This is a genomic window from Photobacterium sp. CCB-ST2H9 (genome assembly GCF_023151555.2).
In the GTDB taxonomy this organism is placed as follows: domain Bacteria; phylum Pseudomonadota; class Gammaproteobacteria; order Enterobacterales; family Vibrionaceae; genus Photobacterium.
Genome location: NZ_CP100425.1, coordinates 184,698 through 211,221 on the forward strand (window position 1 = coordinate 184,698; position 26,524 = coordinate 211,221).

Consider the following 26,524-nt stretch of genomic DNA (forward strand, 5'->3'; position numbering starts at 1 on the left):
TGCCCGCTTCCTTGAATTAGCGCTGGTTACCTGCAATGGCACTCACAGCTGCCAGTTCAGCAGCTTCCTGCTCTTGCATTTCCTGACGCTCGCGTGCGTCCAGAATATCTTTGGTGATCAGACCTTCTTCGATCTCGCGCAGGGCGATCACTGTGTACTTGTCGTTCTCTTCAGGAACCAGTGGATCCTTACCGCCAGTTTGCATTTGACGTGCACGGCGAGAAGCAATTTGGATCAGATCGAAACGGTTGCCAATTTTATCAACAGCATCTTGAACAGTTACGCGTGCCATCGAGGACTCCAGTGGTATTAGTAAAAAGATTGAAAATTGTACAAAATTACTTACTGCTGCGCCAGTAGCGCAGAAAGCATGCTGCTATATTTAGCAGCTTGCTTGTCTTGCTTCAATCGCTCCGCACGGATGATTGCTTTAAAATCCATGAGCGCCACATCAAAATCGTCATTCACGATCACGTAATCGTACTCCGTGTAATGCGAGATTTCTGAGCGCGCTTCATCCATCCGGCGGGCAATTACTGCATCGCTGTCCTGTCCGCGGGCGTTGAGACGACGCTCCAGCTCATCTTTGGACGGCGGCAGAATAAAAATGCTTTTGGCCAGCGGCATCTGGAGGCGGATTTGCTGTGCGCCCTGCCAGTCGATATCCAGAAAGACATCAATGCCTTTATCAAGCTGTTGCTCAATCCACAGGCGGGAGGTGCCGTAAAAGTTACCGAACACCTCGGCGTGTTCCAGGAACGCGCCCTGTTCTGCCAGCTCTTTGAATTCTTCCACGCTGACAAAGTTGTAATGCACACCATGTGCTTCACCCGGACGCATGCCGCGTGTGGTGTGGGAAACTGAGACCTTCATGTCATAGGTTGGATTGGTTTCCAGCAGAGCGTTGATCAGGCTGGATTTGCCTGCGCCGCTCGGGGCCGAAACGATGTATAACGTGCCTTTGCTCATGACCAGTGTTACTCAAGTGGAAGAAAGGGCGCGCAGGGTATCACGAACTGCGGTGAAATTGAATCCGGATGTGCAAGTTTCACCCGGAGATTCACAGCCCGGCTCAGGTCTGTCGTCGTCAGTTATTCGGCCGGTGCGTTTTCAGGCGCTTTCTTTAAAAAATAGCACGTTGTGGCCGGGTCATCAGGGCGGGGAAATCAGACGGCAAAAATTGTTCAGCATGGTCTGGAAGCTGTATTCCTGCCTTACCTTCAGCCGGTTGGCCTGGCCAATGGGCTGCCACTGGTCGGGTGCGGCCAGCAGTTGTGTCATCGCACGGCCATAGGAGGCGGGCTGAACGACAAACGGCTGGTTGGCGGCCGAAAGCATGGATTTGACATCACCGACATCGGTTGCCAGAACCGGCAGACCGGCGCCCATGGCTTCCAGTACTGACAGCGGCATCTGTTCCGTATCGGACGACAGGCAGAAGATATCCCCCTGAGCCAGAAAGCCCCAGACATCATCAATCCGGCCTGCCAGCCGGATCTGGTGGTTCAGATGGTGTTTTGAGACATAGCTTTCCAGCTCGGTCAGTAAGGGACCATCACCGCCAATCAGCAGGCGGCTGTCCGGCGCATGCGCTGCGACCGTATCGATCAGGCGCGGCAGGTTTTTCTCTTTGCGCAGGCTGGCGAGCGTGATCAGGGTTGGCTGCTTCACAGAAAATGCTGGGGCAAGGTGCGCCGGAGTCTCGATCCCGTTGGGGAAATAATGCAGCCGGGCCGGGGGAATGCGCCATTGCTGGCTGGCGATCTGCATCAGAATATGAGAAGGAACCACAACTTCGGTGCGCCCTCCCAGTGCCAGACGGCGAAACAGATTCCGCCGCGGATACAGCCGGGTGGCTTCATCCGGATTGAAACCGTCTTCCCAGTGTACGCCGCGGCACAGCCGGCTAAAGCGGTTACACAGGGCCCACTCAATGGCGCCCCAGTTGTAAGTCATCAGGACTTCGGGCTGGTATTCCCGGAGTGTCCGGTGGATGCGTGTCAGCCGCTCCGGCAGAGTGAAGGATTTCAGCTCAGGCAGGGTCAGGCAGGTGACGTGAACATGGGCTGCCAGCCGGGCAGCTGCATCCAGTCGGCCATCCAGCGAAATCACCACATGCTGATGATGCCCCGGCAGGGCGTTCACGAGCTGAGCAAAACGAATTTGCGGCCCGCCGAGGGTAAAGGTGGAAAAAACATGCAGGAGTACCGTCATAACGCAGTTGCCTTTTCAGACGGGCTGTCTTCCGGGTGTATCTGGTTTGGTCTGGCTGCAGAGGGCGACGGTGTCACCGGTGGCTCGCTGCGGTGTACCAGAACGGCACGCTGGTAAAAGACATGCCAGTCATTGACCGGTTGCCAGTTCAGCAGGCGTTTCTCACCGCTGGTGTCAAAACGGGCATTCATGGCCCGGGATTTCAGATCCCGTAAGGAAGGCAGGTTGATGTGACGTCCCCCCAGTCGCTTGATCGCCCACTTGGCTATTTCCTGCAGATACAGCCAGAAAGTCAGCTGGGGGACATAGCGGTAAGGACGGTTCAGCCCTTTGCTGAGCATAGTGACATATTCCCGAGAGGACGGCCTGACATCACCGACCAGATTCAGTGCCTTGCCCCGGGCAGCCGGGTTGGTCATTGCCGCGACAGTGGCCGAGGCAACATCTTCGGCCAGCACGAAGGGCAGCGGATTGTGTCCCAGATTCCAGCCGATGAAGTACTGACTGTTATTGAAGAAACCGACGCCTGTGTGGTGAATCAGGCCGCCTTCGCCGACGACGATGCCGGGGCGCAACACCACCACATCGAGCTCATGCATTTCGTGCATCAGCAGATCATCTGCCATGGCTTTGGCCCGGGCGTAATCTGCCCGCTGACGCGCGCAGGGATCTACGGGGGAGGCGCTGTGAATGACGGTGCGGGCGCTCCCCAGGTATAAGGAAGCAATGGAGCCGACGTGGACCAGCCGGGTAATGCCGTGGGCCAGACAGGCACAGGCAATCGTCCGGGCGGAGTCGACCATTGCATGGTGAATGGCCTGCCAGTCGCCATTGCCGCCGCCGTGGGCCAGATTGATCACGTAGCGGGCCCGGCTGACGGCATGCTCCACGGCTGCCGGATCACAGACATCGCCCTGAATCAGCTGAATGTCCGGCTGGTGGAACAATGCCGGCAGGGACTGAAGATGCCTTGCCATCACACCGACGGTGTATCGTTCAGCCAGTAACTGACTGACGACATGGCGTCCGATGAAGCCGGTTCCGCCAATCACCAGCACATCGAAGGGCTGTTCGGTCGGCGGACTGGCTGGTGTCCGTTCTGTGTCTGAAGGCGGGGGGAGATGCAAAGCATCAGCACCCAGGCTTTTCTCAGCAAGCTGGTGGCAAAGTTCGACCAGTTCGCGACCAAATTCTGCAGCATGGGGGAGTGGCTGCTGTGACTCCCGTGCCTGATGAAATGCACGGATGCTGGACTGCATCGACAGGAAGAATGGATCTCTGGAAGCCCGCAGTCCGGTGATTGCACCGGCGTATTCAGCCAGTTGTCGGATCCCCTGAGCGATCAGGCTGCCAGCCTGGGCACAGGCGGTCACAGCGGTATCCAGTGCGGGCAGAAAGCGGCTGCGGCCGTTGATCAGGACGCGTTGCCGAATGATATCCAGTGTCAGAGAGCCGTCCTCTCCGGTGATATGGAGCTGCCAGATTGGGAAATCATTGCCCATGGCAAACGAAAAATGAAAAGGAACGCTCAGTTCGCCCATTGCGTCCAGCCGGAGAATGCAGGGCTGTTGTCCGCTCAGGACTTTCATCTGGCTGATCCGGCTGGTCAGCGCGCCTTGGGGCGGACCGAATAAGGTCAGCAGTTGTGATAAGGGATGTACCGCCTGCTCCAGCAGCAGATTGACGGGCTGGCGGAACATCCAGTGACTGAACTGCCCGCTGTCCAGCTGACGCAACGGCATTTCGTAATTCAGGGTGACGGAGGTTACCGGACCAATCGTGTTGCTGTCGAGCAGGCGCTTGGCCGCTTCAATGACCGGGTGAAACAGAAAATTCTGGTTGACTGCCAGGGTCAGCTCCTCTTGACGGGCCAGACGGATGAGGGCGTCACACTCTTTTGTGGTTTCCGCCAGCGGCTTTTCGACCAGTACGTGTTTGCCATGGGTCAGCAGATTCCGGACCAGCTCGTAATGCAGATTCGGCGGGGTCAGTACATGAGCGGCGTCAAAGTCGGTTTCGGCCAGTGCCTGATCAAGCTGGCTGAAACAGTGCGGTACCTGATAGCGGCGGGCCAGTGACTGCGCTGCAGACAGATCGGGGTCCACGATGGCGGCAATAGTGATCCCCGGTAAGGCGTGAATGGCTCTGGCATGAACATCGGAAATAAAACCGGCCCCGACCAAGATAACTTTGCTGTCTGTTTTTGCGTTCATACCTGCTCCTTCATGGCTGTCCCTCATGAATCAATCACTAAGCAGTGTGCTTATTGGTATTTTTATGTCATGTGCGCACTGTTCTTATTAAATATAGTCAGCAGAAAGCAGGGGGTAGGTGAAGCTGCAGGTAAAGTCATACAAAAGTAATAAACGGGGAGATGCTGATGCGCTGAAAATGCGGATGTCGCCGGCTCTTCTCGGGAAGCTGAAGAACCGGCGGGTCAGGGTTAGCTTGCCTGATAACGGGAGAGACCGTTGTGGCAGAATGCCAGGCGGTGGTGCTTGGTGCGCATCAGGATTTCGTGGTTGCAGGCCACCATATTCCGCGGACTTTCATCATGGTAGAGATGAAAGGCCACAGCTGAAAAGCGCAGGCGCTTGCGGCGAATGCCGCGATTGATCATCCGAGTGGCAAATTCGTTGTCTTCTTTACCCCAGCCGACGAAGTCCTCGTTGAAGCCGTTAATGGCGACCACATCCTGTTTCCAGAAGGCCATATTGCAGCCTTTCGTGCCTGAAATTGAGGTTGGAGAACCGTAGCTGAGGGAGCGGAGCACGGGCAGTCGCAGTCCGTAGCAACGGTTTTTCAGATCCAGAATCCCTTTCATCCGGCAGTGCGGGATCACACCATGTTCAAACACATGGAAGTTCCCCTGCTCATTCAGCCGGACGCGCCAGCCCTGAATAAAATAGCCGGGCTGAGCGGTCCGGGTATGGTCACGGATAAAATGGCGATCCAGCACCATATCTCCGTCAATCATCACCAGATAGTCACCATTGGCCCGGGCGATGGCTTTGTTACGGCTTGCCGAAAGCCGGTAACCTTCATCTTCCTGCCAGCTGTGAATCACAGGAATACTCAGTTTCTGTTGCCAGTAGGCGACAACTTCCGCGGTCTCTTGACCTGAGCCGTCATCGGCAATGATGACTTCCCGCGGCAGATGGCTCTGTCTTTCAATACTTTCCAGAACTTTATTTAAAGCTTCCGGCCAGTTATAGGTGGTCACAATTAACGAAATATCCATATTGAACTGCATCTATGGTGAAAGTGATAATTTTTAACGCTCTGAATTCCGGGTGCAGCAAACCGCTGGCTGATTGGGATCAACCATGGTGCTATCGGGCTTTACCGGCCAGGCAGGGACTTTCAGAGCGAGGTTTTAACGAGCACAAATTTACCATTATGCAAATGACAAACAAATGAATGGCGGCATTAAAATGCTCATAGAGTGAACCTGGTTCACAGAAGGATTTTTTATTTTATCAGCCGATATTTTTATTTAATTTTTGTAAATGGCATGTGTTCGGGATTTCTCTCTTTTCATTCTTTTCCAGATCCATGTCTTGGCTGAAGTCTGGCGCTGTCACTCTGAATCAAGGGCAATCGGGTTGAAACTTAAAAGCAAGCAGTTGATTCAATGCATGATTTCACTTCTCTCATAATTTCTCCCCGATTTGACCTTGCTCTGAGAGCACAGACAGCTGCGGATCTGGTGAAATTTGGATCATCATGATCGCAATTTGATCTCAAATGATGGTGAAGTGTGATGAAAGTATATTTTTTGTTAATCGAAGGTTACTTATTATTCTCTTTGTGAAATTATGTGCTTAATCATGTTGCGCACTGAGTGTGGTTGCATTTATTTGCTGAGTACTACCACCTGTTTTTGGTTGATTGTACTGACCAGGTCATTGCCATACTGAAACCAGTAAAACCATAAAATCAAACGAGTTAGTTGGGCTTATGAAGGGATCAAGTCGTTGTGAGACGGAAGATGAGGCATTTCTTTATCTGAGAAATAATGTCTTTATTGAGCCATTAGTCGAACATTGGTACGCATGGCACTATTTGCTTTCTCCTGTTGCTCGTTCTTTTTTTATGAGGAAAAACAGGAAGCAATTAAGATCATTTTTAAAATATCCTGAATTTCATAGTGGTATTTCCAGTGGGAAAGTGAGCACGGTCAGATTATCCATGGATGATGTGTTCAGTGTGGAACAATACCTGGATGGCAACCAACAGCAAGAAGCGCAACAAGAACAGCTACTTTCTGCTGTCGAAAAGCTTGATGAATTAGTTTCACAATTTCAAGGTGACAGTTTAGAGCCTCTTTATCAGGAAATTCCATCCGAATTGAAAGGCAGGGCTGAGCTTTACTATGCCCGGAATCAGAGCGGCGCATACCGTCTTTTTGAAAATGCATTTGATGGGGTGTTTGACCGGTGTGAAAGTGTATTATTCACATTAAAAACGGAGCACACCAAACGTCCGCCAGTGTTTAATACACCACGTTTGTCCTGTCATGAAACTCAGTTTTTGATTGATGTTGATTTTAAAGAAAAAATACTGGATAAAATTTTTGAGGCGAGACGAACTCCGGTCGATTTCAATAAGTTTTGCCGGGAAATGAATCTGTCTGACGAAGCGAAGCAGCAGTTCAGAATATTGTTCACCTCAGAGTGTGAACACAAAGAACCGTCAGCACCCAGCCATGAAACGATTCGTTATTTTGGTCATGCGACTTTGCTGATTGAGACTTCGTCTGAATCACTGCTGATTGACCCCTGGATTCAGAGTGAATCCTTTGAAAAAGATGGGAAAACATCATATTCGTTATCTGATTTACCTGAGCATATTGACTATGTTGTGATCACTCATGGGCATGCGGATCACTTTAATGTCGAAACCTTACTGCAAATCAGACATAAAGTGGGGCAGATTATTGTTCCTAAAAGTTCTGGTGACATGATTGAAGACCCGTCACTGGCCAAGATACTCAAGCAAATCGGCTTCGGGAATGTGATCGAAGTGGATCCGTTTGAGAAAATTCAGGGAAATACTTTTCAACTGCATACCCTTCCTTTTCTGGGAGAGCATGGTGACCTTCGGGTAGATGCGAAGTCATCTTATTATATTGAAACAGATTCCGAGCAGCTGCTTATATTATCGGACTCGAAATTTATTCAGGCAGAAATTTATCAATATCTGCTCGATAATACGCTCAAAGTGAGCAAGATGTTTGTCGGGATGGAGTGTGAAGGTGCGCCATATACCTGGCTGTATGAGCCCGTATTAAATCAAGGTCATCAACCGGAGTACGCAAAAAACAGACGCTTAACTGGCTGTGACTGTGATGAAACTGAACAACTGATTCAATTGATCAACCCTGATTCTGTATTTGTATATGCGATGGGCCTTGAACCATGGCTGGAATATTTAATTGGGAAGCCAGCAACCTTTGATGACTATATTGTTAGGGAATATAAACGCTTAGAGGAGAAAATGTCTCTGGAAGACAGGCCGCTTAAGCTTTTATATTGGTCTGAAGAAATTTCAATTTGATATTAAGTTAGCGATGCGTATGGAAAAGTATAAGACATATCAGTTAACGACTGAAGACCTTGAGTTCATCTATCATGCTTGTCATCAGTTGATAGAAAAACATGATTCGGTTGAAACAGACAGTTTCGCCAGAGATTGTGCGGTCTATGCCATGGAACTCAGCCGGAATTTGAGAGAGGACGTATTAGATTTCAAAAATACGGCTCATAGCTATGCAGCATTCTTAATTCATGGCCTTCCGATCGATATTGAAAATATTCAGACACCCAATACATGGGACTGTAACTGGCATCATTCTGAGACGTTTACATATGAAGTCATCCATTCATTAGTCTCCTGCCTGTTCGGCGAAATTTTTGGGTGGTCAACGCAAGAAAATGGCCGCTTTATGCGCTATGTGGTGCCGATCAAAGCAGATGCTTATGAGCAGCTGGGGTCAAGCAGTTCAGCTGAACTGGACTGGCATACGGAAGAAGCTTTCCATCCAACGCCAGCTGATTATGTTTCGTTGATGTGTTATCGCAATACGGAGCAAGCAGCGACATCATTATGCCATGTCGATGAAATTGTCAGTCAGTTAGATGGGAAAACAATTGATATTCTGTTCAGCAAGTCTTTTTGTATTGCGCCGGATACGTCACATCACGTCAAAGAAAATAAAAGTGATCACTGGGATATCGATATTCATAAGTACCATATGAGTGCTGAAGCTAAGTATGTCGATACACCGATCTCAATTTTATACGGGAATCGGGAGCGGCCTTTTATGCGAGCAGATCTGCCTTATATGGCAGTGCTTGGTGAAAATAAAGACGCTGAAATGGCACTTGAAAAATTCAAGTCGGTTGTGAACCAATCTCTGATTGATGTCTGTCTTACTGAGGGACAGATCATGCTGATTGATAACAGAAGGGCTGTGCACGGCAGGCGTCAGTTTTCCGCGAAATATGATCATTATGGCCGATGGTTAAAAAGAATTAATATCATCAGGGATCTGCGTGCTTTAACCTCAGAATTTAACCAGCTGTGCGACAGACGCATTGTATAAGGAATTTGATTATGCATCATGAATATATCATTATTGGCGCTGGACCCGCTGGATTACAGCTCGCTTATTATCTCGAGAAATCAAATGAAGATTATTTGATTCTGGAAAAGGGTGATTGCTCCGGAAATGCATTTAAAACGTTACCGAAGCATGGCAAGCTGATTTCTATTAATAAAGTTTATACAGGCTATAATGATGATGAAATCAATCTTCGTTGGGACTGGAATTCGTTATTAAATGATGAAGGATTTCTTTTTAAACATTACTCTGAGAAATATTTTCCTGATGCAAAAGATTTAGTTCAGTATCTGAATGATTTTAAAGATAAGTTTGGACTGAAGGTGACTTACAATGCCGATATTGTATCCATTGATAAAGATGAACACTTTTCATTAAAGGATGCTGACGGTAAGGTTTACACATGTGAGAAACTCATTATCGCGACTGGATTGGCAAAAGAAAATAAGCCTTGTTTTCCTGGCAGTGAATATGTGAAAACTTACACGAAAGCCTCAATTAATCCTGATGATTATAAAAACAAATCTGTTTTGATCTTAGGAAAAGGCAACTCTGCTTTCGAAACGGCTGATAATTTGGTTGAAACCGCATCTGTCATCCATCTGTTAAGCCCGACACCAGTGAAGCTGGCCTGGAAAACACATTATGTCGGGCATTTGAGAGCAGTGAATAACAATATTTTAGATACCTATCAGTTAAAGTCGCAGAACACCATCCTTGATGCTGAAGTGACAAAAATCACCAAAGACAATGATAAGTATATTGTTGATTTTTCTTATACTCACGCGAATGGACAGCACTGGCAGATTGTTGTCGATGAGATTATTTCTTGCATCGGTTTCTCTTTTGACGACAGTATGTTTCAAGGTGCTGCAGTCCCTCAGATTACAGAGAATAAGAAATATCCGAGAATGACAGAATTCTGGGAATCTACCAATGTTGAGGGGATGTATTTCGCCGGAACGATCATGCATATGCGTGATTATAAGCAGTCGTTTTCTGGTTTCATACATGGATTCAGGTACAACGTGAAAGCATTAGCTGAAATATTAAAAATGAAGCAAGGCAAAGATGCGTTTCACCGTGAGAGATTACATTCATTTGAATCTGTCTATGAAAAAATCATGTACCGGATTCATAGTAACTCTTCGCTATATCAGCAGCCTGGATTTATTAGCGATGTGCTGCTTATCAATGATGGCAATGTTGAATATGTTGTCGATATGCCGGTTGATCTCATTGAAAAGATATATCAGAAATCAAGCCATATCCGATTCACATTTGAATACGGCAAGAAAGAGCATCCCGATCCATTTAATGTTATCCGGATGCCGGATGATGGCGACAGCAGTACATTTATCCATCCTGTGTTCCGGGTCTACCAGGATGGTGTCATCGTAGAGGAGTACCATATCCCTGAAGACTTGCAGAATGAATGGGATAAGGAAATGTATACGACTCCTTTTCAAAGTTTCTTGAAAATGGTTTTGCCATTGGAAAGGAAAAACATGTCTCAAGGTGAGAGACATGAAACGTTAGATAACTATTGTTCATAAGGAAAATATCATGAAAAAGTCAAACGTACAGAAAAAAGCGAAAATCAGCCGTAACAAGAATGGCCAGTACTTAGGCAACCTGATCGGCTAAAACCGGTATGGTCCCCACATCTGTGGGGACCATATGGAGGACTTATGATTGTAATAAGACCAGAAAAATATAAGCAGTTGGGTGAGTCTGAAAACTGTGATTTTGTCCTGCTGACGAATAGTGAATTCTCTGACAAGTTCGAAATATCAACGGAGAATGACTATCTATCAACAAAAATAATTGCTTGTGATACACCAGAAAGCTTTCATGACATTCTGGACCATCAAAAATTAGCTCATCAAACCCATTTCCTTGTCATTTCTCCTCATGTCTTATTCTCTTCGCCACCGGCAGAGAAAATTGCAGAGAAGTGTAAGATTATTTCAATGCCATGTAACTCTACAGAAATATTCTTGGACGATATAAGTTATTTCTTAGAGAAGATGGAATTGACTGATCCTGATGCTCAAAAAGCTTGGGCGGATTATTTCTTTGACCATATCGAAGAATCCGACCACATCCAGTTTGTTGATAAAAAGAATGGTTGCGAAGCCGTTTTTCTTCACGACAGTGACGAATATTGCTGGTTTGAGCAATTGGGCCGTCTCAGCTGGGGAGAGCAGCAATTTGTGCCCTCTGGTGAAATCAGCGTATTGCCGCTGTTTCACGGAAACTACAATGCTGAAAAACGGTTAAATATTCAGGGCGAAATTGCTTTTCGCGGGTATCCCATTGTGAACAGTGGCTCTGTGTCTTTTTTAAGAGAAGACCAGAATAAAATTTTCGATGCATTAGAACCACTGTATGAAGTGCCGGTTATTGCAACCGTCGAGCATGGCGTGATTACTTCACTACGTAGTGACATCGAAAATCATCCCGCGATTGTGATGTTAGAGAAGTTATTTGATATCGACTCGCGCTACAGAATCATTTGGGAGATTGGCTTCGGGACCAATCAGGATATCGATTTCCAGAAAGGAAACCGTTCACCCAATGAATGTTATGGCGGTAGCAATGGCACTGTCCACTGGGGGCTCGGCTTAACGCCGTGGACCCAATATCACATCGATATTATTTGTCCGGACACTGTCGTCTATACGTCAGACGAAGTCATGATTGCCGGTGAAGTGAAAGAGAAAAAGTCGCTGAGACGTGTGAAATCAGCGGGCTGTCCATGTATTAGTTAATACGCGGGAAAATCAGACCTTAAATTGGATTTTGAAGGTAGCACAATGGAATGTAATTCACTGTCACAGTTCGGTACTGTCCTCGAAAAGCTCAAAGACAATGCGGAAAGAACACCAGATAAGCTAGCTTTAAATGGTGATTTAGGGTCTATCTCTTATGCTCTGCTGGAAGCGCAATCTGATCAGCTGGCGTCTCTGCTGATCAGCGATAAAGGGATCCGGGCGGGAGATATTGTACCGCTCGTTGCCGGCCGGACAAATGACAGCCTGATCTGTATGCTGGCGCTGTTAAAGGCGCGGGCTGTCGTTTATCCGATTGAGGTAACCAATTTCAATGCGGATACTCAGAAAGCCTTGATGAATGATTCTGGTCTTTCTTTTTCAGAACCTTTGGTGGCATCTGATCTGGGGATCACACTTGAGAACGCTGCATTTGCTCAACCCGTTCTGGATTCAGATGCGGACGATTTACCTGAGACCGGTGTTGAATCGGGTGGATTTCTTTATTTCACCTCCGGCAGTACGGGTAAGAAAAAGCCTGTTTTTGTCAGTGCTGAAAACATCAGCCAGCGTATTGCCAATACGACCAGAGATTTGGGTTTCGACCATCACCTGAATGCACTCTGGTGTTGCAGCGTTTCATTCGATATCTCTCTTTTTGTCACGCTCTCCACCTTATATTGTGGTGGCACTCTCATCACCCCGCCGCAGGTACACCTGAATGAAATCTCCGGTTATCTGAATACCATTAAGCAATACAGCGTCAACTTTATTAATCAGGTGCCTTCGTTTATTCAGGCGCTGTGTGAGTTTTCCGATTTTGAAGAAAAGGTGAAACTGAAGTATCTGTTTCTGGGCGGCGATGTTTTAACGAAAGATGTGCTGGCGCAGACTCTGTCCTGTTTTGATGCTGATGTTGTCGCGAATATTTATGGTCCGACTGAAACAACCATGCTTGCGACTCACTATGTCATCGATCAGGAAAATTATCACAACCTGAAAAGCTTACCGATTGGCCAACCTTTCAGCGGCACTGTCATTGAAATTCTCGATGAGCATATGCAGCCCATGCCAGACGGCGAGGTCGGTGAAATTTATATTCGCGGGATAGGTATGTGCCGGTATCTGAATCATGATAACAGCAGCTTTATCGCCTGTGACTCAGGAGCTGTGGCCTATCAGTCTGGCGATTTCGGATATATTGATTCCAATGGTGACATTGTTTTCGAAGGGCGACGGGACGATCAGGTCAAGATATCCGGCGTCAGACTCAGTCTTTCGGAAATCGAAAATCAAATATTAAAGACCAATTATGTTGTGGGCAGTGTCCGTATCACCAGTCTTTCAGATGATGTAAAGGCAATTTTAAATACTGACTTACTCGTGTTTTATATTCTTGCTGATTCGGCAGAAGCAGGGCAGGTTCCCGTGTTTACAAATGCCGTGCCTTCTTCTGTCAGACATAAGGCCATTCAGCTGGAGCACTTTACTTACAATGAAAATGGAAAAGTGGCGCTCAAAGAGATGACCACGACTTACGTCCATTTTCTGACTGAGCAAAAAGCGGCTGCTCCTCTGTCTCATGATGATCCCCGTGAACAATCGGTTAAAACCATTCTGGGTATTGATCACTTTGACCATTCGAAATCGTTCAGGGAGTTAGGGGGTTCCAGTTTAGTGGCCCTGAAATTGAGATCCGAGATGAAGAAGCAATTCGGCATCGAGATCAATATCAGAGACCTCCTTACATCGAAGCAGTCGTTAAAAGATCTGATGGATGGAGCAGTATCAGATGCATAACGTTTACGGTTCGTACACACCATGGCAGCAGGCACATCCTCAGCAGGCTGTGCTGTACAAAATGTTTCTGGAGAATGCCGCGAAGTGTGATTTGTACAAAATCAGCCAGCGTTATCAGGTGCGTAATTGCGCCGTGGAACAGCTGAGCAAATCCATTCAGAAGGTCATCTCTGATTTGCCTGTGCTGGGTGCACGATTCAGATGCACAAAGGATGTTGTGGAAGTGTGTTTTGCCCATGGGTATACGCCTTCGGTTCAGCAGAACCAAGACAATGACGTGCTGTCATCACACCAGTTTACCCGCGCAGATCTAGAGCAGGGCGAGCTGGTCAAAGTATCGGTCAGTCCCGGGGAAAACTGCTGTCAGTTTATCCTGTCCATTCATCATATTGTCTGTGATGCGCACACACTGGCATGGATTGAGGCGCGGCTGGAAAAAGAGCTGGCAGGCAAACTTGAACCGTCCACAGCATCGGCTGATCTGGCGTCTTACCAGGCCTACACTGATGAAGTTATTGCCTGGCATGACAGCGAAGAGAGAGCGTCACAGCTCAGTTACTGGCGGAACCGGTTGACGGACTATCAGTCAGACGTGGCTTTGGTCAATCTCGAAAAACAGATCGATCGGGCTGACGATGCTGCTTTTTCCTATGCGTTTCAGCTTGGGGAGCCGGCACTGAATCGGTTTAACCATGTTGTTGAATCTGCTGAAGTCACGCCTTTTATTCTGATGCTGGCGCTTAGCGAGATTTTTATTGCCAGACATTTTGATCAAGAGAAATTTATTCTGAATACAAGTCTGGACCAGCGCGGTTACTGGAACGCGTCCACAGATGTCGGATTATATTCAAGTTATTTGCCCGTGTGTTGTCATGTGAAGCCTGAGCAGCATTTCGGTGATCTCCTTGCGCAGATTCAGGATGATTTCTATGAAGGGCTGATCAACGGAAAGGCCTCACTGTACGATCTGATTGTTGAGTCCGGCGTCGATGTGACACGGGCCTCTGCGCTGCTGGAATTTACGGAAAGTGCCGGGGCACACGGAGCACTGGAATATCTGAGCTCTTTCAATGAGAAAATTGATTTTCCGTTGGTGATTTCGGCCTGCCGAACGGCTTCCTCATTGAATATCAAAGTAATGGGGCGGGCTGACCACTACCAGCATGAATCAACGTTCCATGGAATGTGTCTGGCCTTACAACAGCTGATTGAAAAAACACTGTCACACCCGGATGTAAATGTCGCGATCAGTCAAATAAATGATGACGTTTATCAAAAGACGGAAGAACAGCTGTCATTTCACAGCGAGCCCAGTCATCTGATCCGTGAATTTGAAAAAGCCGTACAAGAATACAGCCAATGCCCGGCAATCCGGTTTGAGCAGGAAATCTATACGTTTGACTGGTTGAATCAAAAAGCAAATACAATTGCGAGAACACTCATCAACGCCTTTGAGATTCGGCCACAGGCAACCATCTGTATTCTGATGGAACGTAGTGCTCTGTTGCTGCCGATCATTATCGGTATCCTCAAAACCCGTGCCCAGTATGTACCGTTGTCCCCGTATGATGGGGAGGCGCGGCTGCGCAACCAGCTTGAACTCACGCAGCCGGATCTGGTGATAACGAGCCCGGTGTTTGAAGGGATGCTGGATGGACTTCGCTCTGAAGGAATTGTTACGGATCGGGCGTTGTTTGAGTCTGATGAAAGTTCTGAGAATCTGGCGCTGGCGTACTCTCCGGATGACATTGCGTATACAATTTTTACGTCGGGCTCAACGGGGTTGCCGAAAGGTGTGGTGGTTCCTCATCAGGGCATAACCCATACCGTGCTTTACCGTCAGCATTACTACGGCCTGGATACCAGTGATGTCATTCTTCAGTATCCATCCGTGTTTTATGACTCCGCAGTGAACGACTACTTTTCTACCTTACTGTCCGGCGCGTTGCTGGTGCTGTTTCGCGACAGTGACAGAAATGATGTGGCTGCATTAGCCCGGTTGATCAAAAGCCATCGGGTCACTCATTTCATGATGGTGCCTGCGATTTATTCAGTCTTGTTAGAAAGCCACTCCGACAGCCTGAAAGGGGTCAGACAGGTCGTTTTATGCGGCGATACTCTCAGCATGTCTTTAATTCATCATCACCAGACGAGTCTGCCGGAGACCGAGGTTTATAACGAATACGGTCCGGCTGAAACGTCAGTCTGGAGTACCGTTTATCAGTTTGGTCCTGAAGATGATGAGGTACTGATTGGCAAAGGCATTGCTCACCATCTGGTTGATATTATTCATCCGAAGTGGGGGCTTTGCTTTGACAATGAAGTCGGCGAAATTTGTGTCAGCGGTCCGGGCCTCGCACAAGGCTATCTGAGAAATCCGGCGGTCACGGAAGAGAAATTTGTCGCTCATCCGATTCACGGACAAAGAATGTATCGGACTGGCGATCTGGCGTCCCGGAATGCGGCAGGTGAATTGCGCTTTGTCGGACGGGTAGATAACTTCGTGAAAATAGCCGGGGCGGGCGTTGAATTAGAAGAAGTCGAGCGGGTCATTGCCGAAACACTGTCCGTGAACCGCTTTCATCTGGTTCATGTCGAAGGGGACGATAATATTGGGACGTTGCTGTGTCTGTATGAGCAGGGGACGAACACCGGATTATTGAATCGTGAGCGGTTACTGACATTTCTGCCTGCCCGAATGGTTCCTGCGCATTATCTTGATGTTGCTGAGATTCCGTTGTCGGTGAACGGAAAAGTCGACAGAAAAGCCTTAAAACGCATTGCACAGGATTATCTGAGCTCGCTGGAGCAAACGGCGGCATTCTTGCCAGCAGAGCAGCTTCAGCAAATCTGGCGTAAAACGCTGGGTAATGTGGAAATCTGCGAGACTACCAGTCTTTATGAGCTGGGGGCATCCAGTCTGGATTTCATTCAGCTGTCAAAAGATCTGAATGAGTCGCTGGCCAATCCAATTCCACTGAAAGCGTTGATGACGCGTTCAACCTTCAAGGAATGGTTGTCACTTTACGAGACGGCAACAAAGGGCCGTCAGGCGCACTCAACTGCCAGTGATGTCTGGAGCGCTTCCGCTTCGGCTTGTCGCTATCTGGTGACGAGCCTACTCCAGCAGGATAAATCAATCTTTAACATTCTGGATTACTGGAAGTTCGATAGAGAATTTCCTGTGGCTCACTTGCGTCAGGCTTGTCAGGCGGTCATCCGTCAGCATGACGTTCTGTCTTCTGCATTCCTGTTTGAAAAAGGAAGGATCACCAGCAAGCCTGTGACTGTTGATATCGACCAGGTTTATCAGGAACTGGAAATTCAGGACGGTTCGCTGGAAGAAACGCTCAACCGAATATTCAAAAGCAGTCTATCTCTGACAACCCAGCTGTTTCAGTTTTATTTATTGCACCATGGTACAGAACGATATTTCGTCATGCTGATTCATCATGCTATCGCGGATGTTTTCAGCATTGACAGGATCATGGCAGATATCGAAAGGCATTCTTTTGCTGCAGGTGCAGTGGAACGCAGTGATTCAGAGGCACACGGCGAACAACATGCAATTGATGCAACGTATCTCCGGGAGGCCGAGCAGTACTGGGCCCAGAGCCCGGCAGGGGGGGACGTTTACCAGCTGAACTTGCCTGCAGACTTTCCCAGAGAACAAAAAACCGGGGCGGGCAGTGTCTGTCATCATGTCCTGTCCGGCTTCAGACGCGAGGTTGCTTCTGCAGCCCGGCGCTACCGGACCACCGAATTTACCGTGCTGTCATCGGCTCTGGCTTTGATGTTAAGCGACATCACTCAGTCCTCCCGGGTGTCGTTTGGCTTTCCATATAACATCCGCCGCTTGCTCAGCAGCGAGGAAGTCGGCTGCTTTTTAAATCCGCTACCGGTCGCGATGGATATCGCGGCTCATACAGCGACCGATCAAGTCATTCACGCTGTTTCTCAAACTCTGGCCGACAGCATGGCCTATGGCGCGTATCCGTTCGAACGGATGATCTCGGATAAAGGAATCAAGTGGCCCAAGGGGCGCTTTCCGCTGTTTGATGTCGGTCTGACGTTAGAGTCGCTGGATATACCCGAAATACCGGGCTCAAAACATACGATTAAACAGTCGTTTACCCCGGAACGGGTGTTTTCCCAAAATGACTTTTGGTTCTATATCAATTTTGAACAGGACGATATCGTGCTGGATGTTTTGTTTGATACCTCACTGTATCGCGAAGAAAGCATCGCACATTTCATTGCGGTGTTTTCCCGGAAGCTTCATGAAATCGTCAGTTCTAATCAGGTCGCGGTGTAGTTATGTACTCAGTTAATCAAAGTCGTTTACTTCAGTCTCTGGAAAGCATTGCGGCCAGGCATTGTCAGAAAACAGCGGTCATCTACCAGGATCAGGCGGTGACTTACGCCGAATTGTATGCCCTGGCAGAAGAGTATCAACAACGGCTTCATCGTTGTTCCCCCGGCAGTGATTATGTCTATCTGTATCTGGATAAAGGCATTGAACTGATCGCTGCAATCCTGGCTGTGATTCAATCGGGCCGGGCATTTATCCCGGTGGACGCCAATACGCCGCCGCTCAGGCTGAATCAGATTCTGGATGATGTGGCGCATGCCTGTGTGCTGACGGAAAAGCGTCTGGCAGCCAATATTGATAGCCGGATACCCTTTGACTGTCTTGATGAGGCAACAGAGGGAAAAGACACATCTCTGCCGGGCAAAGCCACAACAGACCGTTCAAGCTGTTATGCCATTTACACCTCAGGCAGTACCGGCCGTCCCAAAGGCGCCATTATCTCTCATCAGGCATTACTGAATGTGATTGAGCAGTCGATTGCTGAAATGGCGATAGCGAGCGGCAGTAAAATCCTGCAGTTCTCCTCGATTGGATTTGATGTTTCGGTATGGGAGATTTTCACGTCACTGCTGAGTGGCAGCACCCTTGTGATTGCGACCAATGCGCAGCGTTATGATTTGGATGCCCTCCAAACCTTGATTCATGACCAGGCGGTGGATACAGCCTTTTTCATGTCGACCTTCTTAACCCATTTGCTGCCCGGGCAATTTCCAACCATTAAAACGGTGGTGACCGGCGGAGAAATGTTTGGCGAAAAGATTGTGGCGCAGTGGGCAGACGGTAAGGCGCTGTACTACGTGTATGGTCCCACCGAATGTGCCATTTTCCAGTCCATTGTGCCATGTGCGAAAAATGGTCCGGCGGTGCCCACGGTCGGTCATCCGATTGCCAACATGCATTTTCATCTTTACGACGTTGCCGGGAGCGAGGGGGATGTATTTGAACTGGGGATCTCGGGGATTGGGGTCGGATACGGCTATTTGAACCGGGAAACACTGACGAAAGAGAAATTTGTTCAGGATCATCAGGCTGGCGTGATTTATCTGACGGGTGATCTGGTCAAAAGACGGCCGGATGGTGAACTCGATTTCTATGGGCGCAAGGACAGGCAGATCAAGATACAGGGTTATCGGGTCGAAATCGGTGAAATTGAAAATACCGTTCTCCGGCAGCAGGGTGTGGAATCGTGCTGTGTGGTTGTCGTTGAGCTAGCGCAGTCTAAACTGCTGTACGCCTATGTTGCATCGTTGCCGGGTTCAGACGTGAATGAAACCTGTCTGCTGGCCTCATTAAAAGCAGCATTGCCCGGATATATGATCCCCGCTCATATCAAGCTGACGGACCGTTTGCCTAAAAATCAGAACGGCAAGATAGACAGGAACCTGCTCAAAGAGCAGGCGACTGAATCGCTGAAGAATCAGTCTGCCCGCAGTCCGGAAGTGCTGACAGAACACGAAGCCATATTGGCGGAATACTGGAAGAAACTGCTGAAGGTTGAAACCGTCGGTCAGGATGATGATTTCTTTCTGTTGGGCGGTACCAGTGTACTGGCCATTCGGCTGGTCGCGGAACTTGCCGGTTATGCGCTGAAGTTTTCAGACATTTTAGAACTGCGTACCTTAGCTAAGGTGGCGGAGAAAATGGTTCCCGTTGTTTCCGTTACTGAGGAAACAACGGCGGTGAATGCGCAAACCGGAAAGACAAAAGCGACCCATACGCAGGCAAGCATCTGGTTTGCCAGCTTGAGCAGCGAACGGACCGATATTTATGACCTCAGCTACGCCTATCAGATCTACGGCAATATCGATTGTGCGCTCCTGCTGAAAACCCTGACGGCTCTGTTAAACAAGCATGAATCATTGAGAACGTCCTTACGGCTTGAGGGGGAACAGATCCTCCTCGAGGTCGGAGATGCGGAGAAAATGATCCGGCAGCACGATCTGTCTGCTGAGCCTGCTGAAATTGTGCAGCAGCGAGTCGAAGAAGCTCTGAGACAACCGCTTGATGTTGAACATGGCTCCTTCTCTGCGGTTGATGTGTTTGACGCTGGCGACGAGATTTTCCTGGTGCTGAAAGTGCATCACACTGTCTACGACGGCTGGTCACACGATGTCTTCCTGAAGGAACTGGAGTCGATTTACCTTGGTTATTGTCATGGAGATGCGTCTGCAGCTGCTGAGGAAGCGTTGCCTGTTGCGGGTATCTATCAGCCGAAGGTAGTCACGGATACGGAAAGAGAGGCTGCCTGGCTCTATTGGCGTCAAATCTTAAACCATGACGCCGTGGCAACGGTGCCTGTCTGTGCCGAGCGAAATTCGGTCCCAAGCGGCCATGGCGGTCAGAGTTCTCGGAAACTTGACGCCAGGTTAGCTGCGTCACTGCGGCAGTTTGCGTTGGACAACAAACAGACCTTGTTCGTGGTGCTGGCATCTCTGGTGCAATTAGTAATCCGGAGTTACAGCGCCAGTGAGCAGGTTCGTTTAGGAACGGTCCGGGCAAATCGCGAACAGAAGGCGCGGCTTGATCAGATTGGCTTGTACGCTGAGACATTCTTGCTGAATAACGTGATCACTGAACAAAGCTCCCTGAGTCATGTGGTCAGTGCATGTGAACGGAGTCTGATTGAATCCGCAAGGCACGATTGCATTTCGTACATTGAGCTGGTTTCTGAATTTCCGTCCGCTGCCATTCAGTACTGGGTCACTGTGGTTGAAACCGAATTTGAACCGTTCCATGAAGAGACCTCAATCCAATGGAAGAAGCTGCCTCTTGAGGTCGAAACAAACCTATTTGATTTGAGTTTTATTTTTGAGCTTGATAACGACGATATTGATTTGAATTTAGTGTTTGCCAGAGATGTGTACTCAGAAGGCAAAATTTCAGAAATATCAGACCGGTTCGAACAGATCGCTGCATGCTTCCTGGAGGAACCTGAAACCAGTTTTTCAGCATTATCTGGCAATTTCATGTTCTCTGGCCGGAATGCGTCTTCGCATGAGTGATTTCACCAGACTGTTTAGGATTTGCGAATGTCTGTTTTTAAAAGTGTGCTAGAGCTCTATCGCAGCTCGCCAAGTTTTCTCAGTGAACATCCTGCAATTTATACGGATAGCGGGGTGATGTCATATCGTGAATTAGAGTACCGGGCAAATGCTGTCCGGGATCTCTTATCCCGGCAAGGGGTTTGCCAGGGAGAGGTTGTCAGTGTTTGTCTGCCCAAATCAGCAGATGCTGTGGCGGTCATGCTTGGCGTGATGAAGGCCGGAGCGGTCTACCACCCATTGAATTTTGATGCGCCGCCTGAGCGCAATCATCGGATTCTGGCTGATGTGCAGCCGAAGATCATCGTCCATACCGACAGCACATGCTGTTATGCCAGACACTATCCGGTGATCGCTCTTTCTGCAGATCTTGCGCATGCGAATCCGGGGCAGGACGCACTTATCAATCCAGAAGATGCGGCTTATGTTGTCTCGACGTCGGGCTCAACAGGGCATCCGAATTCAGTCGTGATTCGTCATGAATCGATTGAAAATTACATCACCTGGAAGCTGGCGTATTACCAGTTTCATGCCGGGAGTATGAAGTTACAGTTTGCTCCCTTGTCGTTTGACAGCGCTATCTCGGACATTTTGTCGATGTTGTGCTGTGGCGGTGCTTTGTATCTGGTTTCGGCAGACAAGCGTGCGAACTGTGACTATATCATCGATGTGATCGGCCGGTATCCCATCACGTCTTTTGCCATTGTTCCGAGCCTGTATAAGCGACTGTTGTGCTTTTCCGGTGATGTCGCGCATTCACTGGATACAATTACACTGGCAGGGGAAGAGGTCACGGCAGAGGTACTGGCGGAGCACAGGCGTCAGTTCCCGGCTGTCAGGGTGGTGAATGAATACGGTCCATGCGAGTGTACGATTGGTGTCGCCGCATCGGATGTCACGCATCATGCGGGTTCGGAACCGCCGCCTATCGGCCGTGCTATTGCCAATACTGATGTGTTCATCCGCGACGCAGCTCCGGATGCCGCCGGGCGATATACCGGAGAAATTTGTATTGTGGGTATCAGTGTCGGAAACGGTTATTTAGGCAGAGAGCCTGAAACATGTCTGAAGTTCCTGCATCATCCCGACACTAATGCGCCATATTACTGCACGGGTGATCTGGGATATGTGAATTCAGCAGGTGAGCTGGTCTTTGCCGGCCGGAAAGAGCGTACAGTCAAGGTGGCCGGAAACCGGGTCAATCTGATTGAAGTTGAAACGGCCATGAATCAGGTACAAGGTGTTTCGCAATCCGCGGTTATTTTCCATGAAGAGCGGTTAAAAGCACTTTGTGTGGCAGATCGAACTGTGGCATCAATTCGCCATGCTCTGTCTGAGAAGATTCCGGATTATATGATACCTTCGGTCATTCAATTATCGGAAACTTTGCCAATCAGCCAAAATGGCAAGAAAGATTATCATCAGATAGCAGATATATTTTCACAGCAGGCCAAACAAATGGATACGACTGATTTTCGGGTTGAAAACGTCGTGACGCAGTACTGGAAAAAAATATTAAATGTTCAATCTTGCGAGCTGACAGACAATTTTTTTGATATTGGCGGGAATTCTCTCCTGTTTATCGATTTAATAATGGAAATAACAAAAGCTTTTGATATCAGTATTGACCTGTCACAGCTGCTGGAAAAGTTAACGCTTCAGGATCAAATATCCTATATTGAGAACTTAATAAAAGATAAGTCTAAGGAAATAAATGAATAACGAAAATGGAATCAGCAAGAATAAAAACTTCCTTTTGCTGGTACAGGGAATGTTTGTCAGTGTCTTCGGTGCACAGTGTTACTTTATTGCCGAATCTCTGGTTGTAAAACATCATACGGAATCCGGCGTGATGGTCGGAATAACACTGGCACTGTCAGCCATTCCTTATCTGATCTTTGGGACGCTCGGCGGCGCCTTTGCAGATCGCTATAACAGAAAAAACATCATTGTATGGTGTGATGTCATTTCAGCGCTGGCGGTGTTGAGTCTGGCTTTTGCGCTCTTCCTCGACATAGATTTCCTGGTTGTCCCGTCTGTCATCCTGGCTGGAATCACGCTCAACATTGTGATGTGCTTTTTTAACCCGGCCAGCCGGGCAATGATGCCGATGCTGGTGGATAAAAGCCAGTTACTGAAAGCCAATTCGTTGTTCAGAACGTTAAAGAACATCAGTGAGGTCCTGGGCCAGTCTTGTGCCGGATTTCTTTATACCTTGCTGGGTCCGGCAATGCTGTTCTTTATCAACGGGATCACGTATTTGTCTTCAGCCGCTTCTGAATCAAGGATTAAAGTTGCGTCACCGGAACACGCTGCGGATGAAGCGCAAGGTAAGCAGGGCCTTGGGGCACAAATCAAAGAAGGTTTCTCGATTGCCGCCAAAGTGCCGGGTTTGTTAGCTGTGATTATCGCGCTGGGTCTGATGGATTTATTTCTGGCCCCTTTAATGACCTTTTTACCGTTCTTTGTTGAAAACTCTCTGGGTCTGAGCACTTACTGGTTCGGGATTATGTTCGCCGCGCTGTCCGTCGGGGCCGTATTGGGCAGCTCTCTGAGTGGCCTGATCAAAATCCCGGAGCGCATTGCCCCGGTATTGATTCCAGCATTTCTGGTCGGCACCGGTTTATCCCGATTATTCATGGGACTTTCCGGGAGTCCCTGGCTGGTCTTTGTCTGCATTTTAATGGAAACCGCGACAGCCGTTATTTTCTCCATTCGTGCAGAAGTGATTATTCAGAGTAACGTCGAATCAAAATACCACGGCCGGGTCTTTGGATTGCTGGGCATGGTGATGGGCGTCTTTACTCCGATCGGTATGGCGCTGGGCGGTGTACTGGTTGATTTAGCGCAGGACCGTCTGGCGGATTATATTACCGGCTCGGGTATTGCACTGACGCTGATTGCCGTTTCATTCATGCTGAGCCGTAATTACCGGCAGTTCTTCAAGGTCAAAAAGGATGACTCCGTCCAAAATGATGAAGCAATTGCCTGAGTCTATTGCGCTGTAAGTTGAGTCAAATATTCAAAACAACATTCTGTTTTTCCGGCGGGATGTTGTTTGTTACTTATTTCATTTCTGATACCGGTTTGAAAGGGGTTTTCAATTGGACCATCGTGACTTAGGACTGAAACAGTCGATATTTCAGCATATCGGGGAACACAGCATTGAAGCGCTGTTCCGGGTCTCCAAAGACTATGGAAAAAAGTACGGCGTGATCGGTGTTGTAAATGGCGAACTGACGGAGCGAGAAGTTTCCCGTCTTCAGCTTGAATCAGATGAACGTCCTGTGATTGGTGACTGGGTGATTTGCCAGGAACTGCAGGGGGAGCATGTGATCACTGAGCTTTTGCCTCGTGAAACTCAGCTTGCCCGGACCCGCTCCAGCGGAACGCAGCAGGCAATCGCGGCCAATATCTCTCATATTTTCATTACGACCTCCATGAATGCGGAGTTCAATCTGAACCGCCTGGAGCGCTATCTGGTCCTGGCTAAAGCGTCGGGTGTTCAGCCGACGATTGTGCTCACGAAGCGCGATTTGGTGGATGACCCGTCGGAGTATGTCGATCAAATTACCCGGCTTGATCCCAGCCTGCTGGTATTACCGATCAGCACCCAAACGGGCGAGGGACTCGAAGAGTTGCTGTCCTTAATTCAAAAAACTGATACCTGTGTGCTGATTGGCTCGTCAGGGGTCGGAAAAAGCTCGCTGATCAACTTCCTGCTCGGGGAAGAGGTACTGGAGACGCTGGCCGTCAGTGATGAAGGGGCCCGGGGCAGCCATACAACGTCGAACCGATTCCTGTTCATGCTGCCGACCGGCGGACTAATTATCGATTCTCCGGGGTTACGCCAGGTTGGCATCGGGGCATCGACGAAAAATGTTGAGGAAACCTTCTCCGATGTTGAGTTGCTGGCAAATGACTGCCGTTACCGTAATTGCACCCATGAGAAGGAAGAGGGCTGCGCCATTCAGGCCGCATTAGCTGACGGCAGTCTGTCACCCAGACGTTATAAGTCGTATCTGAAGCTGATGACTGAATCACGTTATGCGGATGACCCTGAAGCATTCCAGCGCGAGCGGCACAGACAGTGGCGTCAGGTGACCAAGAACCGGAAAGAAAAAGAGAAAGTTCTGGGACGGTACAAAGAGTTTTAACCATTCCCGTAACTGTCTTTCCTTATGTTTATCGGGTGGTTTCTGAGAGTCAGTGAGTACAGATGAAAGCTTCACTTGATGAAGCCCCCTTTGCCAATTGAACAGAACGATGGAATTTACTTTAAAAATTTACAGCAATGACATTGCCGTCTATCGCCTGTCTGATCTCTCGGGTCTGTCATTTCCGGAAGATTGCGGATTTTTTAATTTATCCGTAACGGGTGATGAAATCTCGTTAATGTGTGATGTGCAGCGTTTGTCGTCTGAATACCAGGGATGGCTGGACCGGAAAGCAACGTCCGTCAGCAAAGACTGGTCCTGCCTGCGGGTGGATGGGGATCTGCCTTTTGATATTGTCGGCGTGATCGCGACCTTAACCGGCCACATCGCCTCGATAGGCATCAGTCAGTTTGCTGTCTGTACGCATGATCGGGATTATGTTCTGGTGCCGAATACGCAGCGGCATCAAGTGATCACTCACTTAAAGACGGTTGGATATCACTTCGTCGATGGTGACCCTGTGTAAGCGAGGGATGGGACCATGAGCAGGCAAGGAAGCATCAGGATAACGACGGTATTCCCGGAGACGAATTTTATTGCGCGTGTTGAAGCGTCCAGTCATGAGATCGGGCTTGCAGCCTGGGTTCGCCAAAATGAAGCACTGGTAAAGAGGCAACTGAAGGAGCAGGGAGGGATCTTGTTCAGGGGCTTTGATATGCCGGATGATGCTTCATTTCTGAATATGGTGAGGGAGCTGCCATTTGAACCGGTTGATATCAGCCAGTTTGAAGAGGCCACGGAAAGAGAAAAAGTTGCGACGAATCTGTATACGACCACAGCTTTTCCGGCCAGCGAGACGATTTCATTGCACAGTGACTACTCATCGTCGCTGGATATTTGTCAGTACCTTTGTTTTTTCTGCCTGACTCCTCCGGGCACCGGTGGTCAAACCCCGGTTGCGGATAACCGCCGGATCTATCACAGGCTGAATCACACATATCGTCAACAGTTTGAAACGCTGGGCTGGCGATTGGTCCGCCATTACGGCACGGGGCTCGGACTGGACTGGCAGGATACTTTTTTAACGGATTCCCGCCAGGCCGTGGAGAAACATTGTCAGCATCATGACGTAACAGCCAATTGGGATGGTGATGAATTAAGGACGACACAAACACGAACTGCGGTGATTCTTCATCCTGAAACCGGGGAAAAGTGCTGGTTTAATCATATTGCTTTCTGGCATGCGGCGAATTTACATCCCGACATTGCTGATGCGATGATCGATGCGGTTGGTAAAGAAAAATTGCCCTTTCAGACGTTTTTTGGGGATGGTAGTGATATTCCGGATCCGGTGGCACATCATATCCGGGATATTTTACTAGAGGAAAAGCGCATGTTCGACTGGCAGCAGGGCGATGTACTTTTATTAGATAACATTTTGACCAGCCATGGCCGGGAATCTTTTTCCGGAGACAGAAGTATCCGGTTATCTGCGTTTCATCAAATGAAGCGGGAGTGATTTTTTCTTTTTGATTCAATCG

17 protein-coding genes are annotated in these 26,524 nt (G+C 48.6%); 12 read left to right on the top strand and 5 right to left on the bottom strand.

Annotation, left to right across the window (positions count from 1 at the left end; all coding sequences use genetic code 11):
• Nucleotides 1-16 precede the first annotated feature (16 nt).
• The 5 genes from rpoZ to L4174_RS00805 form a co-directional block, all read right to left on the bottom strand.
• Complete coding sequence (rpoZ, locus tag L4174_RS00785; protein WP_027250547.1) at nt 17-292, bottom strand: DNA-directed RNA polymerase subunit omega; 276 nt, start codon at nt 290-292, stop codon at nt 17-19.
• Between the two features lie 50 nt (nt 293-342).
• Entirely contained in the window at nt 343-969 is a 627-nt protein-coding gene (gmk, locus tag L4174_RS00790; protein ID WP_248144499.1) for a guanylate kinase, read from the bottom strand.
• Between the two features lie 183 nt (nt 970-1,152).
• On the bottom strand, nt 1,153-2,214 hold the full coding sequence (locus L4174_RS00795; protein ID WP_248144498.1) for a glycosyltransferase family 4 protein: 1,062 nt from the start codon (nt 2,212-2,214) through the stop codon (nt 1,153-1,155).
• Entirely contained in the window at nt 2,211-4,427 is a 2,217-nt protein-coding gene (locus L4174_RS00800) for a Gfo/Idh/MocA family oxidoreductase (protein ID WP_248144497.1), read from the bottom strand. Before L4174_RS00800 ends, L4174_RS00795 begins: the two co-directional genes overlap by 4 nt.
• 230 nt (nt 4,428-4,657) lie before the next feature.
• Nucleotides 4,658-5,455, bottom strand: coding sequence for a glycosyltransferase family 2 protein (locus L4174_RS00805; RefSeq protein ID WP_248144496.1), 798 nt, complete (start codon nt 5,453-5,455; stop codon nt 4,658-4,660).
• A gap of 719 nt (nt 5,456-6,174) precedes the next feature.
• On the opposite strand from L4174_RS00805, the gene L4174_RS00810 reads away from it, so the two are divergent.
• The 12 genes from L4174_RS00810 to L4174_RS00865 all read left to right on the top strand — a co-directional run bounded on the left by L4174_RS00810 (nt 6,175) and on the right by L4174_RS00865 (nt 26,502).
• Nucleotides 6,175-7,773, top strand: coding sequence for an MBL fold metallo-hydrolase (locus L4174_RS00810; RefSeq protein ID WP_248144495.1), 1,599 nt, complete (start codon nt 6,175-6,177; stop codon nt 7,771-7,773).
• Nucleotides 7,774-7,792: 19 nt separating this feature from the next.
• Nucleotides 7,793-8,821 carry a TauD/TfdA family dioxygenase gene (locus L4174_RS00815; RefSeq protein ID WP_248144494.1) on the top strand — a complete coding sequence of 343 codons (1,029 nt, stop codon included), beginning with the start codon at nt 7,793-7,795 and terminating at the stop codon, nt 8,819-8,821.
• A gap of 11 nt (nt 8,822-8,832) precedes the next feature.
• Entirely contained in the window at nt 8,833-10,395 is a 1,563-nt protein-coding gene (locus L4174_RS00820; protein ID WP_248144493.1) for an NAD(P)-binding domain-containing protein, read from the top strand.
• Nucleotides 10,396-10,530: 135 nt separating this feature from the next.
• Complete coding sequence (locus L4174_RS00825; RefSeq protein WP_248144492.1) at nt 10,531-11,613, top strand: hypothetical protein; 1,083 nt, start codon at nt 10,531-10,533, stop codon at nt 11,611-11,613.
• A 45-nt stretch (nt 11,614-11,658) separates the two neighbouring features.
• Nucleotides 11,659-13,413: a non-ribosomal peptide synthetase gene (locus L4174_RS00830; RefSeq protein ID WP_248144491.1), complete on the top strand. Its 1,755-nt coding sequence runs from the start codon at nt 11,659-11,661 to the stop codon at nt 13,411-13,413.
• Entirely contained in the window at nt 13,406-17,728 is a 4,323-nt protein-coding gene (locus L4174_RS00835; RefSeq protein ID WP_248144490.1) for a non-ribosomal peptide synthetase, read from the top strand. The genes L4174_RS00830 and L4174_RS00835 overlap by 8 nt, the downstream gene beginning before the upstream one ends.
• A 2-nt stretch (nt 17,729-17,730) precedes the next feature.
• On the top strand, nt 17,731-20,787 hold the full coding sequence (locus tag L4174_RS00840; RefSeq protein WP_248144489.1) for an amino acid adenylation domain-containing protein: 3,057 nt from the start codon (nt 17,731-17,733) through the stop codon (nt 20,785-20,787).
• 27 nt (nt 20,788-20,814) lie between these two features.
• Nucleotides 20,815-22,548, top strand: coding sequence for a non-ribosomal peptide synthetase (locus tag L4174_RS00845; protein WP_248144488.1), 1,734 nt, complete (start codon nt 20,815-20,817; stop codon nt 22,546-22,548).
• Complete coding sequence (locus tag L4174_RS00850) at nt 22,541-23,818, top strand: MFS transporter (RefSeq protein ID WP_248144487.1); 1,278 nt, start codon at nt 22,541-22,543, stop codon at nt 23,816-23,818. The genes L4174_RS00845 and L4174_RS00850 overlap by 8 nt, the downstream gene beginning before the upstream one ends.
• Nucleotides 23,819-23,930: 112 nt before the next feature.
• Entirely contained in the window at nt 23,931-24,983 is a 1,053-nt protein-coding gene (gene rsgA, locus L4174_RS00855; protein ID WP_248144486.1) for a ribosome small subunit-dependent GTPase A, read from the top strand.
• A 109-nt stretch (nt 24,984-25,092) separates the two neighbouring features.
• Nucleotides 25,093-25,509, top strand: coding sequence for an ACT domain-containing protein (locus tag L4174_RS00860; protein ID WP_248144485.1), 417 nt, complete (start codon nt 25,093-25,095; stop codon nt 25,507-25,509).
• 15 nt (nt 25,510-25,524) lie between these two features.
• Entirely contained in the window at nt 25,525-26,502 is a 978-nt protein-coding gene (locus L4174_RS00865) for a TauD/TfdA family dioxygenase (protein WP_248144484.1), read from the top strand.
• Nucleotides 26,503-26,524 lie beyond the last annotated feature (22 nt).